Annotated in this window: 14 protein-coding genes; 9 read left to right on the plus strand and 5 right to left on the minus strand. The window is 70.2% G+C overall.

Annotation, left to right across the window (positions count from 1 at the left end):
- Window positions 1-55: 55 nt before the first annotated feature.
- Both SSP24_RS04345 and rpiB read left to right on the plus strand, forming a co-directional pair.
- A complete protein-coding gene (locus tag SSP24_RS04345) occupies window positions 56-1,000 on the plus strand; it encodes a substrate-binding domain-containing protein (protein WP_141307424.1) in 945 nt (314 codons plus the stop codon).
- A gap of 31 nt (window positions 1,001-1,031) precedes the next feature.
- Entirely contained in the window at window positions 1,032-1,469 is a 438-nt protein-coding gene (gene rpiB, locus SSP24_RS04350; protein ID WP_174864589.1) for a ribose 5-phosphate isomerase B, read from the plus strand.
- A 27-nt stretch (window positions 1,470-1,496) separates the two neighbouring features.
- Here the strand turns inward: rpiB and SSP24_RS04355 are convergent, their stop codons facing one another.
- The 5 genes from SSP24_RS04355 to SSP24_RS04375 all read right to left on the minus strand — a co-directional run bounded on the left by SSP24_RS04355 (window position 1,497) and on the right by SSP24_RS04375 (window position 5,405).
- The gene (locus tag SSP24_RS04355) at window positions 1,497-2,351 is read right to left on the minus strand and encodes an alpha/beta fold hydrolase (protein WP_141307425.1); all 855 of its coding nucleotides are present in this window, start codon (window positions 2,349-2,351) and stop codon (window positions 1,497-1,499) included.
- A 37-nt stretch (window positions 2,352-2,388) separates the two neighbouring features.
- Complete coding sequence (locus SSP24_RS04360; RefSeq protein ID WP_141307426.1) at window positions 2,389-3,222, minus strand: 3-methyl-2-oxobutanoate hydroxymethyltransferase; 834 nt, start codon at window positions 3,220-3,222, stop codon at window positions 2,389-2,391.
- A gap of 11 nt (window positions 3,223-3,233) precedes the next feature.
- Window positions 3,234-3,725 carry a 3-methyl-2-oxobutanoate hydroxymethyltransferase gene (locus SSP24_RS04365; protein WP_141307427.1) on the minus strand — a complete coding sequence of 164 codons (492 nt, stop codon included), beginning with the start codon at window positions 3,723-3,725 and terminating at the stop codon, window positions 3,234-3,236.
- Between the two features lies 1 nt (window position 3,726).
- Window positions 3,727-5,013, minus strand: a complete 1,287-nt coding sequence (locus SSP24_RS04370; protein ID WP_141307428.1) for an aromatic ring-hydroxylating dioxygenase subunit alpha — start codon at window positions 5,011-5,013, stop codon at window positions 3,727-3,729.
- Between the two features lie 77 nt (window positions 5,014-5,090).
- Entirely contained in the window at window positions 5,091-5,405 is a 315-nt protein-coding gene (locus SSP24_RS04375; protein WP_444546196.1) for a 2Fe-2S iron-sulfur cluster-binding protein, read from the minus strand.
- Between the two features lie 149 nt (window positions 5,406-5,554).
- Here SSP24_RS04375 and SSP24_RS04380 point away from each other — a divergent pair, with 149 nt between their 5' ends.
- From SSP24_RS04380 to SSP24_RS04410, 7 genes are all read left to right on the plus strand, one after another.
- Complete coding sequence (locus tag SSP24_RS04380; protein WP_141307430.1) at window positions 5,555-6,319, plus strand: 2,3-bisphosphoglycerate-dependent phosphoglycerate mutase; 765 nt, start codon at window positions 5,555-5,557, stop codon at window positions 6,317-6,319.
- A 100-nt stretch (window positions 6,320-6,419) separates the two neighbouring features.
- On the plus strand, window positions 6,420-7,538 hold the full coding sequence (locus SSP24_RS04385; RefSeq protein ID WP_141307431.1) for a cupin domain-containing protein: 1,119 nt from the start codon (window positions 6,420-6,422) through the stop codon (window positions 7,536-7,538).
- A 40-nt stretch (window positions 7,539-7,578) separates the two neighbouring features.
- Entirely contained in the window at window positions 7,579-9,183 is a 1,605-nt protein-coding gene (locus tag SSP24_RS04390) for an ethanolamine ammonia-lyase reactivating factor EutA (RefSeq protein ID WP_141307432.1), read from the plus strand.
- A gap of 230 nt (window positions 9,184-9,413) precedes the next feature.
- Window positions 9,414-10,517, plus strand: coding sequence for an ABC transporter substrate-binding protein (locus SSP24_RS04395; RefSeq protein ID WP_141307433.1), 1,104 nt, complete (start codon window positions 9,414-9,416; stop codon window positions 10,515-10,517).
- A gap of 43 nt (window positions 10,518-10,560) precedes the next feature.
- Entirely contained in the window at window positions 10,561-11,670 is a 1,110-nt protein-coding gene (locus SSP24_RS04400) for an ABC transporter substrate-binding protein (protein WP_141307434.1), read from the plus strand.
- Between the two features lie 6 nt (window positions 11,671-11,676).
- Complete coding sequence (locus SSP24_RS04405; protein ID WP_141307435.1) at window positions 11,677-13,479, plus strand: ABC transporter permease; 1,803 nt, start codon at window positions 11,677-11,679, stop codon at window positions 13,477-13,479.
- An 18-nt stretch (window positions 13,480-13,497) separates the two neighbouring features.
- A complete protein-coding gene (locus SSP24_RS04410; protein WP_141307436.1) occupies window positions 13,498-14,634 on the plus strand; it encodes an ABC transporter ATP-binding protein in 1,137 nt (378 codons plus the stop codon).
- Window positions 14,635-14,637 lie beyond the last annotated feature (3 nt).

Genomic DNA, 14,637 nt, shown 5'->3' on the forward strand with positions numbered 1-14,637 from the left:
CCAGCCGAGGTGACAGTCTATGGACTTATGGACTGACCATGCTACCTTTCGGGGCATGGCCGTACCTCAGCTCCGGACAGTGACCCGCACCCAGGGCAACAACGAGGCGCTCAAGACGGGGGCGGTGACGCCCCACACCTTCCGTTTCGCGTTCGAGGAAGTGCCCGTGCTCGTCGACGCGTTCCGGCGCATGGTGCGCGGGCTGGAGTTCGACGTCAGTGAGATGGCGCTGACCACCTATCTGGTGGCCAAGGCGCACGGCGCGCCGTTCACGGCGGTGCCCGCGTTCCTGGTTCGGGGCTTCCACCACGGCGCGATCTTCCACGACCCGTCCTCGGACGTGCGCGGCCCCAAGGAGCTTCAGGGCCGCAGAGTCGGGGTCAGCCGGGGATACACGGTGACCACCGGCGTGTGGGCGCGGGCGGTCCTGCAACAGGAGTACGGCGTCGACCTCGGCAAGGTGACCTGGGTGCTGTCGGGCGACGAGCACGTGGCCGCGTACCGGCCGCCGACGAACGTCGTACCGATGGAACCGGGGCGCTCGCTGGAGGAGATGGTGCTCAGCGGCGAGCTGGCCGCGCTGATCGGCCCCAGGCCCATCTCGCGGGCCCTCGCCCCGCTGATCCCCGACGCGGCGGAGGCGGGCTTCACCGCGCTGCGCGAGCGCCGGCTGTATCCGATCAACCATCTCATCGTGATCCGGGACGAACTCCTCGCCGAGCGGCCCGAGCTGGGGGCGGACGTCTTCGACGCCTTCGCCCGCGCCAAGCAGCTCTACGTGGATCGTCTGCGCGGAGCCGTCGGCTCCCCCACCGCCACGGACCTCATGCACCAGCGGGTCATGGAGATCACCGGCGCGGATCCGCTGCCGTACGGCATCGAGCCCAATCGGGCCGTGCTGGAGGAGCTCGTGCGCCATGCCGTGGACCAGCGGATCCTTCAACGGCCGCTGCCGCTCGACGCGTTGTTCGCCGAGACCACGCGCACGCTGACCGGCTGAACGCCGCACCCCGTCTGCCGAAGGGACCCGCATGCGTATCGCCATCGCCGCCGACCACAACGGATTCGCCCTCAAGGCCCGGCTCATCTCCTGGCTGACGGCGCACGGACACACCGTGGACGACCGTGGCAGCCACACCGACGACACCGTCGACTACCCGCCGCTGTGCGTGGACGTCTGCCGCCGGGTCGCCGACGGCGCCGCCGACCGCGGCATCGTCCTCGGCGGGAGCGGGCTCGGGGAGACCATCGCCTGCAACAAGATCCGCGGGATCCGGGCGGGGCTCTGCCACGACCTGTGGAGCACCCGGATCTCCCGCGGCAACAACGACTCCAACGTCCTCGTCCTCGCGGCGAAGGTCCTGGCGCCGGAGGCGGCCGAGGAGATCGTCGGGGCATGGCTGAGCACCCCGTTCAACGGCGGGGTGCACGCGAGGCGCCTGGAACAGATCTCCGCGCTGGAGCGGTGACCGGCCCCGGCCCGGACCGGGGTGGCGCTACTGCCGCACCCCGGCCAGGAACTCCAGCACCCGCGCCGGCGCGGACTCCTCCGTCTGTTCCGCGACGGGCACGTCCCAGTACTCGTTGTCCGGCAGGCACTCCTGGAGGTACCGGGCCGCCGACGGGGCGTGCGAGGTGTCCTGTCCGGGGACGATGAGCGCCGGTACGTCGAGCCGCAGCAGGTCCTCCGGCTCGGGGCCAGGCACCGTGTCCCGGTCGAACAGCAGTCGCGCCGTGCCGGTCACCGTCGCGCGGTAGCGGCCGGAGTCGCTGCGTGCGTAGGCGTCGGCGAACTCCGGGCTCGTACGGATCACCTGGGCCCAGGGGCCGACGCGGGGGTCCTTGGTGAAGCCGGCGTCCGAGGTCCGCGCCAGGGTCACGACCTGCTCCAGGCTGTGCTCGTCCGCGTAGGCGAGATGGCGTGCGAACCGTTCGTGCTGCTTCATCCGGTACTTCACGCCCCCGGCCGGCGAGTACAGCACCATGCTCAGGACGCGCTCGGGGTGGGCCACGGCGAGGGCGGCGGCGGTGGAGCAGCCGACGCAGCCGCCCATCAGATGGGCCCGTTCGATGCCGAGGTGGTCGAGCAGCCCGACACCTTGGCGGACGTAGTGCGCCCAGGAGAGCCTCTCCAGCCGTCCCCCCGACCGGCCGGACTCGCGCCGGTCGAAGGTCACGCACGTGAACTCCTCGGTCAGGTGGTCGAGCAGGCGCAGGCGGCGGTGGACGCCCACCGTCCGCCAGCCCTCCAGACTGGAGTCGAAACCGCCGGGCGAGAACATCAGCAGGGGCGGTCCCGAGCCGGTGACCTCGTAGCGGGTGGGGATCCCGTCGACGACGGCGGTGGGCATGGCCGTGTTCCTCTCGTGGTGTCGTGTCGCCCGGTGGTCAGGTCGCCGGCAGGACGGGCACACCGCCGGCGACCTGGCGTGCCGCTCGCACGTCCGCGGCGTAGGCCGTGATCGCGTCGAGCGCGATCCGGGCGACGTTGGCATAGGTGTCCGGCGGATCGTCGAGGGCGGAGGCCGCGTAGCCGATGGCCGCGTGCGCCATGCGCATCCGCCCGTCGAGCCAGGGCCCGCCGCCGAACCCGCCGACGACGGGGACGGAGACGGCCTCGGCGACCGCCGCGCCCACCACCGGCCCGGAGTTGGTGAAGTTCAGCAGCGCGGCACCGGCCTCCTCCAGCCGCTTGGCCTCCGCCACCAGGGCGTCCTTCATCTCCACCGGCATCTGGTCGGCGGCGGTGGGGATCGCGCGGTACTCGACGCCGTAGCGCAGCGCGGTCTGCGGGGTGATCCCGAACTGGGCGAACACCGGGATGCCCGCGCGGGTGATCGCCGTGACCGCCTCGGGGAAGTCGGCGGCGGCGTCGAGCTTGACCATGTCGACGCCGGTCTCCTTGACGAACCGGATCGCCGCCCTGACCGCGCTGTCCGTGCCCTCCTGGAGCGGGCCGAAGGGGAAGTCGACGCTGACCAGGGCACGTTGGACGCCGCGGCGGACCGCCCGGGCGACGATGACCATCTCCTCCGTCGTCACCTCGAAGGGGTTGCTGTGCCCCCACAGGTTGACGCCCACCGTGTCACCGACGGAGACGAGGTCGACCCCGGCCCGGTCCACGATGCGCGCCATCTGGTGGTCCCAGGCGACGACACCGACGATCTTGCGTCCCTCGTCCTTCATACGCCGCAGCTCGCGCAGCGTGACCTTGTCCGGCATGGGCCGGCCTCCTAGACCCTGAGAGCGGTGAGCAGTTCGAAGGCGTCGCTCTCGTCGGCGGACAGCAGCAGCACGCGCGCGTACGGCCGCAGCGCGGCGACCGCGTCGTCGGCCTCGAAGCCGTCGCCCAGAACCACGCCGGCGGTGGTGATGCCGTGACGGCTGCAGAAACGGCCGATCGCGGCCGCCGCGGCCCGGCCGCCGTCCTCGGTGGCGAGGACGACGACCACGTCGCTTCCGGTGAGCACCTCGTCGAGCGGGGCCGCCGCGCCGTCGAGTTCGTGCAGCAGACCGCCGCCGTCCCGGACGCCGCCGCCGGTGTAGAAGCGGGCGTGCGCCCAGGGCCGTTCGGCCAGACGGCGGGCGACCGAGGCCGCCCGCTCGTCCAGCGCGACGACGCGGGCGGCCCGCGCCGGGGCGATCGGTACGTCGATCCGGAACCGGGACTCGCTCGCCGAGGCCGCGCGGGCGCTCTCGCTGAGATGCAGGGTGGCCGTCGTCATGTCACACCGAGGCCTGTGGCACGCCGGGGGTGACCTTGACCGCGTCGCGGCAGGAGTCCAGGAAGGACTCGGCCTGCGGCAGCACCACCGCCGCCGACCGCACCCGGTGGTGCGCGGGGTCCACCCCGGGCGGCGTCACGCCCTCGTCGCGCAGCGCGATCGCGGCCTTGCGCAGCTTCTGCCGTGCCTTGATGATCCCGCTGTCGGCCGGCACCAGCCGCTCCCTGGAGCGGTCGACGATGGGGCCCATGCTCTCCTGGAGGGAGGCGTCCTGCATGGCGATCCCGGCCACGCCGGAGTAGGTCTCGCCGCGCTTTTGCGCCTCGCGGTCGATCAGGTAGTCGTTGTCCATGTTGGCCACGGGCCGGTAGGTGCCGGGGATGTTCTTGCTGTGCACGCCGTGGCCGTCGATCATCGCCTGCCGCTCCGCCTCGGTGAGGGCGCGCACCGGGTGGTAGTCGAAGGAGTACGTCCAGCAGTTCTCGTCGTCGATCGGCACCCAGAAGTGGCCGTGCACCGGGTGGTCGCCGCGCGGCGGGACCATCGTGAACGCCGGCATCACCCACGGCGTGATCCGCCAGTAGTACTTGCCCTCTTCGGCGTTGCGCCGCGCCCCCACGAACAGGCCGCCGTCGCTGTCGGCGACCTCGAAGAAGGGCTTGGTGTCGTTGAGGTTGTACTCGTTGCCCTTGGCGCCCTTGAAGAGCGGGTCGTTCTTCAGTCCGCCGGAGTGCAGGAAGGTGACGTGGCTGGAGTCGATGCCGCCTTCGAAGGCCTGCAGCCAGTTGCACTGCTGCCAGCGCTTGGAAGTGTAGGTCTGCTCCGGCGGGACGTGCACCCATTCGAACTCCGGCAGCAGAGGCCGGGTGGCCGCGTCCCCCATGTAGGTCCACAGCACGTCCCCGATCTTCACCAGCGGGTACGAGGTGAGCTGCACGTTCTCGCAGAAGCTGCTGTTGTCGGCCTCCGAGGGGACCTCCACGCACTGGCCGGTCACGTCGTACTTCCAGCCGTGGTAGGGGCAGCGCAGCCCGGACCCCTCGTTGCGGCCGAACCACAGCGAGGCACCCCGGTGGGCGCAGAACTCGTCGATGAGGCCGTAGCGCCCCTCGCTGTCGCGGAAGGCGACCATGCGCTCCGACAGGAGCTTGACGCGGACGGGCGGGCAGTCGTTCTCCGGGAGTTCCTCGGCGAGCAGCGCGGGGATCCAGTACTGCCGGAACAGCTCGCCCATCGGCGTCCCCGGGCCCGTCCGAGTGAGCAGCTCGTTGAGTTCTTTTCTGAGCACAGCCGTCTCCCTTTCAGGTACTGACCCGCCGACGGGTCAGGGGCATCGGTGCGAAGCGGTGCGTCCGGGCGCCGGGTTCAGGGCTGCTCCGGAGGGATGTCGACGGTGAGGCCGCCGAGTTCGGGGGTGACGCGGATCTGGCAGGACAGCCGGCTGGTCTCCCGCCGCTCGGCCACGGCCAGGTCGAGCAGGTCGTCCTCCATCTCGCCGGGCGGCCCGACGAGCGGGGCGAACTCCTCACGCACCCAGACGTGGCAGGTGGCGCAGGACTGGTTGCCGCCGCACTCGGCCACGATCCCGGGTACGCCGTTCTTCACCGCGGCCGCCATGACCGAGTCCCCGACCGTCGCGTCGACGGTGTATTCGGGACCGTCACTGCCGACGAAGATCACCTTGGGCAAGGTCCCAACTTCCTCTCGCGATCGGCGAATCCACCGTGGACGGGCACGCCGTGGGCCGCACTCCGATCGATGGTCTGTCCATTAGACCAGATGCTCCGAACACGGAGCAAGAGACGGGGCGAGGAGTCACAATCGGCCGCATGCCAACGCTGATCCTTCTCCGCCACGGCGAGAGCGCGTGGAACGCGAAGAACCTGTTCACCGGCTGGGTCGACGTCGACCTCACCCCGCACGGCGAACAGCAGGCCCGCCGCAGCGGCCAGTTGCTGCGCACGGCCGGGCTGCGGCCCGACGCGGTGCACACCTCCGCCCTGACCCGGGCGCAGCGCACCGCCACGCTGGCCATGGCGGCGGCCGACCGCCCCGAGGCCCCGGTCACCCGGAGCTGGCGGCTCAACGAGCGGCACTACGGCGCGCTGCAGGGCCGGGAGAAGAGCGACGTACTGCACGAGTACGGCGAGGAGCGGTTCCGGCTCTGGCGCCGCTCCTACCACGCCGCCCCGCCGCCGGTCGCGGACGGCACCGCCGGTGACGTGTCGCGGGACGCCCGGTACGCGGACCTGCCCCCCGGCCTGCTGCCGCGCACCGAGTCGCTGGCCGATGTCACCGCCCGCCTGCTGCCCCACTGGTACGACGCCGTCGTACCGGACCTGCGCGCGGGCCGGACCACGCTGGTGGTCGCGCACAGCAACTCGCTGCGGGCGCTCGTCGCCCACCTCGACCGGCTGGACGACCAGGAGCTGCTGAGACTGAACATCCCCACGGGCATTCCGCTGCGCTACGACCTGGACGAGGACCTGGCGCCACAGGTGCGGGGCGGCCGCTACCTGGACCCGCGGGCCGCCGCGACGGCCGCCGCGGAGGTGGCCGAACAGGGAAACAGACGGCTCCGACCGACTCGTTGACGGCCACCAGTGGTGGACTTATGGTTCTACCAATCCCCACCACCTCCGCCTCCTGTCAGCGCACGCAGTGCCGCAAGAGCCGACCAGGAAGGGCCACCGCATGGCCAAGGATGCGATCGTCAACGACACCCTGGCGGCGAAGTTCGCCACGGAGAAGGACTCCCCGTACACCCGCTGGGTCGCCGCCGAGGGCCTGGACATCATCGCCGCCCACTACGTCCCCGACCTGCGCACGGTCGAGCTGAAGCCCTGGGAACGGCGCGGCGGCCGCGGCGTGTTCATCAACCACGAGGCCACGCGCACCTCCAACGACTGCTACGTGTGCGAGATCCCGGCGGGCGGCAGGCTCGCCCCGCAGCGGCAGCTGTTCGAGGAGATGATCCTGATCCTCGACGGCCAGGGCTCGACGAAGGTGTGGAACGACACCGGCGCCTCGGTCACCTTCGAGTGGCAGGCCGGTTCGATGTTCGCCATCCCGCTCAACGCCCACCACCAGCACTTCAACGGCTCGGGCCGAAAGGCGGCGCGCTTCGTGTCGTCGACGAACATGCCTCCCGTCATCAACCTCTACGACGACGTCGACTTCGTCTTCAACACCTCCAGGGACTTCCCCGACCGCTTCGACGGCGAGCCCGACTACTTCTCCCCCAAGGGCGAGCAGAAGGGCCTGCTGCTCGACACGAACTTCGTCGCGGACGCGGTCAACCTGCCGCTGATCGAGGCGAAGGAACGGGGCGCGGGCGGCGGACACATCCGGTTCGCGATGGCCCGGGGGTCGATGAACAGCCACATCTCGCAGTTCCCCACGGCCACGTACAAGAAGGGCCACCGGCACGGGCCCGGCGCCCACGTCATCATCCTGTCCGGCGAGGGATACAGCCTGATGTGGCCGGAGGGCGAGGAGCCCCGCCGCTACGAGTGGGGGCCCGGCACCCTGATCGTGCCGCCGAACATGTGGTTCCACCAGCACTTCAACACCGGCCCCGAGCCGAGCCGTTACCTCGCCTTCAAGCACGAGACGGTCTCGCTGCGCAACGCCCAGGGCGTGCCCAAGGCCTGGATCAGCCGGCGCATCGGCGGCGACCAGATCGACTACGCCGACGAGTCGCCGTATGTGCGCGAGACGTTCCGCGAGGCGCTGGCCAAGCACGGGATGGAGCCACGGATGGACGCCGTCTACGAGGCGGAGTTCGCCACGCTCCCGCCCGAGCCGAAGTAGTCAGCCGCCCGAGACCCAAGTCCGTGAAGGAGCGCGAGCCGTGCCGCACACCGGAAAACACGACCAGCACGACGGGGTGCGCACGGTCCACTCGGCGTACCTCCCCGACCACGACCATGTGCACGACGAGGACGCGCCGGGCACGCTGGAGGACAACCCGATCTGGCAGCAGGACAACGTCACCCTGCACAGCGTCGGGATGGACATCGGCTCCTCCGGCACCCAAGTCGTCTTCTCGCGGCTGCGCCTGCGGCGCATCGGCGAGGACCTGACGAGCCGCTACCTCGTGGTGCGCCGGGAGACCCTGCACCTCTCGCCGGTCGAGCTCACCCCGTACGCGAGCGACGAGTACATCGACGCGGCCGGGCTCGGCTCGATCATCGACACGGCGTACCGGGACGCGGGCGTCGACCCGGCCGACGTGGACACCGGGGTGGTGATCCTCACCGGCGAGGCCCTGCGCCGCCGCAACGCGGAGGCCATCGCGGGCGTGCTGGCCGAGCGCGGGGGCGAGTTGGTGAACGCGAGCGCCGGCCACCACATGGAGGCGATGCTGGCGGCCTACGGGTCGGGGGCGGCACAGGCGTCGTACGACACCGGGCGACGCATCCTCAACGTCGACATCGGCGGCGGGACCACGAAACTCGCCGTGCTGGACCGGGGCCGGGTCACCGCGACGGCCGCCGTGCACATCGGCGGCCGGCTGCAGGTGGTGGACGGGGCGGGCCGCATCGTGCGGCTCGATCCGGCCGGGAGCGCGCACGCCGCCCGCGCCGGGTTCACCTGGAAGACCGGTGACACCGTCCGCCCCGGCGAGCTGGAGCGGGTGGCCGAGTCGATGGCGGATCTGCTGATCGAGGCGGTCACCGCCGATCCGCCGCCCCGCCGCGTCCGCGAGCTCTACCTCACCGATCCGCTGCCGGACCCCGGCCCGATCGACGGCGTGATGTTCTCCGGCGGGGTCGCGGAGTACGTCTACGGCCGCGAGGACGCCGACTTCGGCGACCTGGGCCGGGCGCTGGGCCGGGCGCTGCGCCGGCGGGTGGACGCCGGCGCGTTGCCATACCCCCTGCTGCCCGCGGGTGCGTGCATCCGCGCCACGGCGCTGGGGGCGTCGGAGTACAGCGTCCAGCTGAGCGGCAACACCGGGTTCGTCTCCGACCCGGACGCGCTGCTGCCGCGCCGCAACCTCCAGGTTCTCAGGCCCTGCTACGACCTCGTGGAGACGGTCGACTCGAAGGCGGTCGAGTCGGCGATCCGGCGGCACCTGGTCGCCCTCGACGTCGACCGGACCGGCACGGACATCGCCCTCGCGCTGTCCTGGAGCGGACCACCGGGCCACGACCGGGTGCTGGCGTTCGCCCGGGGCATCCGGGACGCGGTCGCCGACCGGACGGCACAGGGCAGACCGCTGTACGTCGTGCTCGACGGGGACATCGCCATGACGCTCGGCCGGCTGCTGCGCGAGGAGCTCGGCCTCTCCGGGGAGCTGCTCGTCATCGACGGGCTGAGCCTGCGGGACTTCGACTACGTCGACATCGGGCGGGTCCGTTTTCCGTCGAACACGGTGCCGGTCACCATCAAGTCCCTGGTCTTCGAGCAGGATCCACGGCAGCGGCGCGCCGACACCGGCACGGCCGGATGAACCCGGACGGCCTCGCCGCGTAACAGAACTGTAAATCTCGCGCCCCATGGTTAGACCATAAGGCCGATCCTGCTGTTTTATGCAGGGACCGAATTCCGGCCAACGGCTCATGGCCTCGCCGGGCCCCGCGGATCACACGCGCTCGCCGCCGGGCGCGTACCGCACCCTCCCCACGCTCCGCGCTCTTCCGTCCCGTCCACGAGCCGTCCGCTTCGTCCAAGGAGTGTGCGATGCGTCAAGGTGCTCTTACCGCCGGCCTCCTGACCGCCGGTCTTCTCCTCACCGGCTGCGGCACCTCGCCGACCACGACCGCCGCCGGCTCCGCCCCCGACACCAACCCCTACGCCGCCTACGAGAAGCTCACCGGCGAGGAGCGCACGACCAAGCTGCTCGCCGACGCCAAGAGCGAGGGCGGCGTGCTCGACCTGTACACCTCCAACACCGACATCCAGGACCTGGTCGACGGATTCCAGAAGGCCTACCCGGGCATCAAGGTCCATGCCTTCCGGGCCAACTCCGAGACCGTGCTGCAACGGGCGCTCCAGGAGAACCAGGCCGGCAAGCCGCAGAACGACGTGATCGACACCAACGACCTCGAACTGCGGGCGCTCGACGCACAGCACCTGCTCCACCCCTATGACGGCCCCGCCAAGGCCGGTCTGAAGGACTCCGCGAAGAACCTCGGCGGCTGGACGGCCGAACGGTTCAACGCCTTCGTCGTGGGCTGGAACACCAACGAGGTCAAGAAGGGTGAGGAACCCCGGGACTTCACCGACTTCGCGGACCCCAAGTGGAAGGGCAGGCTGTCCGTCGAGGTCGGCGACTGGGACTGGTACGCGTCGATGCACACGTACCTGACCGAGGAGAAAGGCATGAGCTCCTCGGCCGTCGACGACCTGTTCAAGAAGATCGCCGCCAACGTCAAGGTCACCAAGGGACACACGGTTCAGGGCGAACTGCTCAGCGCGGGCCAGTTCGCCGTGGCCCTGTCCGTCTACAGCCACACCGTCGACAAGGCCACCGACAAGGGCGCGCCCGTGGCCTGGCGGCCCGCCGTGGAGCCGGTGATCCTCCGCCCGAACGGGGTGGGCCTGATGGCCCGGCCGCGGCACCCCGCCACCGCGCTGCTGTGGACCGACTGGGTCCTCAGCGAAGGACAGAAGATCATCGCCGAGTCCCTGCGGATCCCCGCGGCGAAGGACGTGCCGGGCTTCAAGGACCCGATCCCGGTCGGCACCGGCACATACAGCCTCTCGAAGACCGCAGAGACCGACCACCAGAAGTGGAACGCCGCCTACGATGCCCTGTTGCGCGGCGTCCGGGCGGCGGGCTGACCACACACTCCCCCTTCTCGCATCTCTTCCAGGAGAGCACCGCATGAGCACCCGTCACAGCACATACGCCCTGGCCGGACTGCTGGTCGCGGCCGTCACCACCGGATGCGGCGGTGCCGTCACCACCGCCGCCAACGACAAGGCGGACGGCGTCTACACGCAGCTGGCCGGTCTGCCCAAGGATCAGCAGCGCGCCAGGGCCGAGGAGCTGGCGAAACAGGAGGGCGGCACGCTGTCCCTCTACACCTCGATGACCGCGGACATCGCCACCCCGATCGCGCAGGCCTTCGAGAAGAAGTACGGCATCCGCGTCAGCGTCTTCCGCGGCAACTCCGAGACCGTGCTCCAGCGGACCCTGCAGGAGGCCCAGGCCGGCAAGGCGGGCGCCGACGTGGTGGAGACCAACTTCCTGGAGATGTCGGCCCTGTCCGACAACGGGGTGCTGGCACAGTTCAACGGCTCCGCGCTGGACAAGGTGGACCCGACCGGCAAGTTCGAGCACTGGACCGCGAGCCGGCTCAACGTATTCCAGCCCGCCTGGAACACCGACCTGATCAAACCCGCCGACGAGCCGCACAGCTGGGAGGACCTGGCGCTGCCCAAGTACAAGGGCAAGCTGACCCTGGAGGTCAGCGACAGCGACTGGTTCGAGAACGTCACCAAGTACTGGCTGGACCACGGCAAGTCGCAGGCCGAGGTGGACAAGCTGTGGAAGGACATCGTCGGCAACGCCAAGGTCGCCAAGGGCCACACGACGATGATGCAGTTCCTCACCGCCGGCCAGACGCCCATGGAGGCGATGAACTACACCTACATCACGGTCCGCGCCGCACAGCAGGGCGCCCCCGTCACCCACCTGCCCAGCAGCGGGGTCTCGAAGATCCCCGCCTTCGCCCGGCCCAACGGCGTCGCCATGGTCAAGGGCGCGCAGCACCCGGCCACGGCCTGGCTGTTCTACGACTGGCTGCTCACCGACGGCCAGAAGGAGCTGGTCGAGCTCGGCCTGACGCCGTCGACGAAGGTCCCCGGCGACAAGAGCCTCGACGGCCTCACCCTGGCCCCGTTCGACGTGGAGGGGCTGAGCAAGGACCACGGCGAATGGGACAAGAAGTACGACGCGCTGCTCCGCGGCGCCGCCACCGTCGGGGAGTGAGAACCGATGACCCTCGTACCCACCACCGCCTCCCGTGACGACAGCCCCGAGCCCCGGTCCGACGCGGTCACCGGACCCGCCGAGGCGGGCGGCCCGGGCCGGCTCGCCCGGCTGCTGAGGCGCCCGCTGTCCCTGCAGGGCCTGCTGGTCGGCGGCGCCGTCGTCATCGTCGGCTACCTCGCGGTCGTACCGCTGGGATATCTGATCCACGACACCTTCCTCAGCGCCGACGGCACCGGCGTCTCCCTCGACGCGTTCTCCCGGGCCTACGGAGGCAACTCGCAGTCCCGCGAGATGCTGCTCAACTCGCTGTGGTTCGCGCTCGGTTCGGCCGCGCTCGCGCTCGTGCTCGGCACCGTGCTGGCCTACATCCAGGTGCGGACTGACACCCCGTTCAAGGGACTGTTCTTCGCGGCGTCACTGGTGCCGCTCATCGTCCCCGGCATCCTGTACGCCACCTCGTGGATCTTCCTCGGCGACCCGTCCAGCGGCATCCTCAACTCCCTGGTGTTCCAGCCGCTGTTCGGCACCTCGCCGGTCAACATCTACAGCGTGTGGGGCATGATCTGGGTGCAGGGCCTGCACCTGGCGCCGGTCGCCTTCCTGCTCATGGTCGCCGCGTTCCGCGCGATGGACCCCTCCCTGGAGGAGTCCGCCGCCATGTCGGGCGCGAACCGGCTGACCGTCCTGCGGCGGGTGACGATGCCGCTGCTGCGTCCGGCGATGATCTCCGCGGCGCTGCTGATGTTCGTACAGTCCCTGGAGAGCTTCGAGGTGCCCGGCCTGCTCGGCCTGCAGAACGGCATCTACGTCTTCACCAGCCGGATCTACTTCGTACTGCGCGCCTACCCCGTCGACTACGGGGCTGCCGGCGCCTACGCCATCGGGCTGCTCCTCATCGCCGCGGCGGGCGTGCTGCTGTCCAGCTGGCTGCGGCGCTCCTCGCGCAACTTCCAGACGGTGACCGGCAAGGCCTTCCGGCCCCGCCCGGTCGAACTGGGCCGCGCCCGGCCGTTCGTCGGCGCGGGCGTGATCCTCTACTTCCTGATCACCGTCGTCCTGCCGGTCGCCGTGCTCGTCTACGCCTCGCTGCTGAAGTACTACGCCGCGCCGAGCCGCAAGACGCTCAGCGAGATGACGCTGGCCAACTACCGCACGGTGTTCGAGATGCCGCTCGCCTTCACGGCGCTGAAGAACTCGCTCATCGTCGGGATCGGCGCCGCGACCGCGGTGATGATCCTCACCGCGATCGTGTCCTGGGTCGTCCTGCGCACCAAGGCGCCCGGCCGTCGGCTGCTGGACCTGCTGGCCTTCACGCCCATCGTCATCCCCGGGCTGGTCCTGGGCCTCGCGCTGTCCTTCGTCTACCTGCGGATGCCGCTGCCGATCTACGGCACACTGCTGATCCTGCTGGTGTCGTACTGCACGCGCTACCTGCCGTACGGCATGCAGTACTCGTCGGCGGCGATGACTCAGATGTCGCCCGAACTGGAGGAGTCGGCCCATGTGTCCGGCGCCTCCTGGTTCCAGACCTTCCGGCGGGTGCTGCTGCCGCTGATGAGCGGCGGCATCCTGGCCGGCTGGGTCTACATCCTCGTCGTGTCCTTCCGCGAGCTGTCCAGCACGATCCTGCTCTACAGCCCGGGCAAGGAAGTGCTGTCCGTGCTGATCTGGGAGCAGTTCGAGAACGGCCAGTTCACCACGCTCGCCGCCCTGGGCGTCTGCATGGTCCTGCTGCTCGTCCTGCTCGTCTCCATTGCCTACCGCCTGGGTGCCCGCTTCGGGCTGCAGAACGACTCCGCGAACTGATCGAAGGGACCTTCAGCGATGTTGACGGTCGAATCCCTCAAGAAGAGCTACGACGACACGGCGGGACGCAGGTCCAGACGGCCCGGGAACGAGGGCACGCGCGTGTACGCCGTCGGTGGGGTCGATTTCGAGGTGCACGACGGGGAACTGTTCACGCTGCTCGGCCCCTCCGGCTGCGGCAAGACCACCACCCTGCGCTCCGTCGCGGGCCTGGAACGCCCGACGGAGGGACGCGTGACGCTCGGCGGACGCGTCCTGTTCGACGCCGAACAGGGCATCAACATGCGCGCCAACCGGCGCGGGCTCGGCATGGTCTTCCAGTCGTACGCCATCTGGCCGCACATGACGGTCTTCAAGAACGTGTCGTTCCCGCTGGAGGTGTTGCCCCGCACCAAGCGGCCGGGGCGCAGGGAGATCGAGGAACGCGTCGAGCAGGTCCTGGACGTGATCGAGCTCGGTGCCTACGCCTCCCGGCCCGCCACCAAGCTCTCCGGCGGCCAGCAGCAGCGCCTCGCCCTGGGCCGCGCCCTGGTGACCCGGCCGGAGCTGATGCTGCTGGACGAGCCGCTGTCCAACCTGGACGCCAAGCTGCGCGAGACGATGCGGTTCGAACTCAAGCGGCTGCAGCGGGAGTTGAACCTCACCGCGATCTATGTGACGCACGACCAGTCCGAGGCGCTGGTGATGTCGAACCGGATCGCGGTGATGAACCAGGGCCGTATCGAGCAGATCGGCAAGCCCCGCGAGATCTACACCAAGCCCGCGACCCGTTTCGTGGCCGAGTTCATCGGCACCTCCAACTTCATGGAGGCGAAGGTGGTCTCGGTGGACGGCCGCGAGGTGCGGGTCGACACCGCGCACGGCCCCCTGGTGGCCGGCGAGGTGGACAAGGCGCCCGCGGTCGGCGACACGGTGATGATCTCGATCCGGCCGGAGTGCGTCGATCTGTCCCCCGAGCGGCGCGGCAACGTGCCCAACGAGTGGTCGGGCCAGGTCCTCACCCGGGCGTTCCTGGGTGACGTCGTCGACCACATCGTGGGCGTCGGCGACCTGGAGATACGCAACCGGTCCAACCCCAACCTGTCGATCCCGCCGGGAACCGAGGTGCACTTCTCCGTCGCCCCGGACAAGGTGACCCTCGTTCCCGTCGACTGACCG

It is taken from the genome of Streptomyces spinoverrucosus, from assembly GCF_006539505.1.
Taxonomy (GTDB): domain Bacteria; phylum Actinomycetota; class Actinomycetes; order Streptomycetales; family Streptomycetaceae; genus Streptomyces; species Streptomyces spinoverrucosus.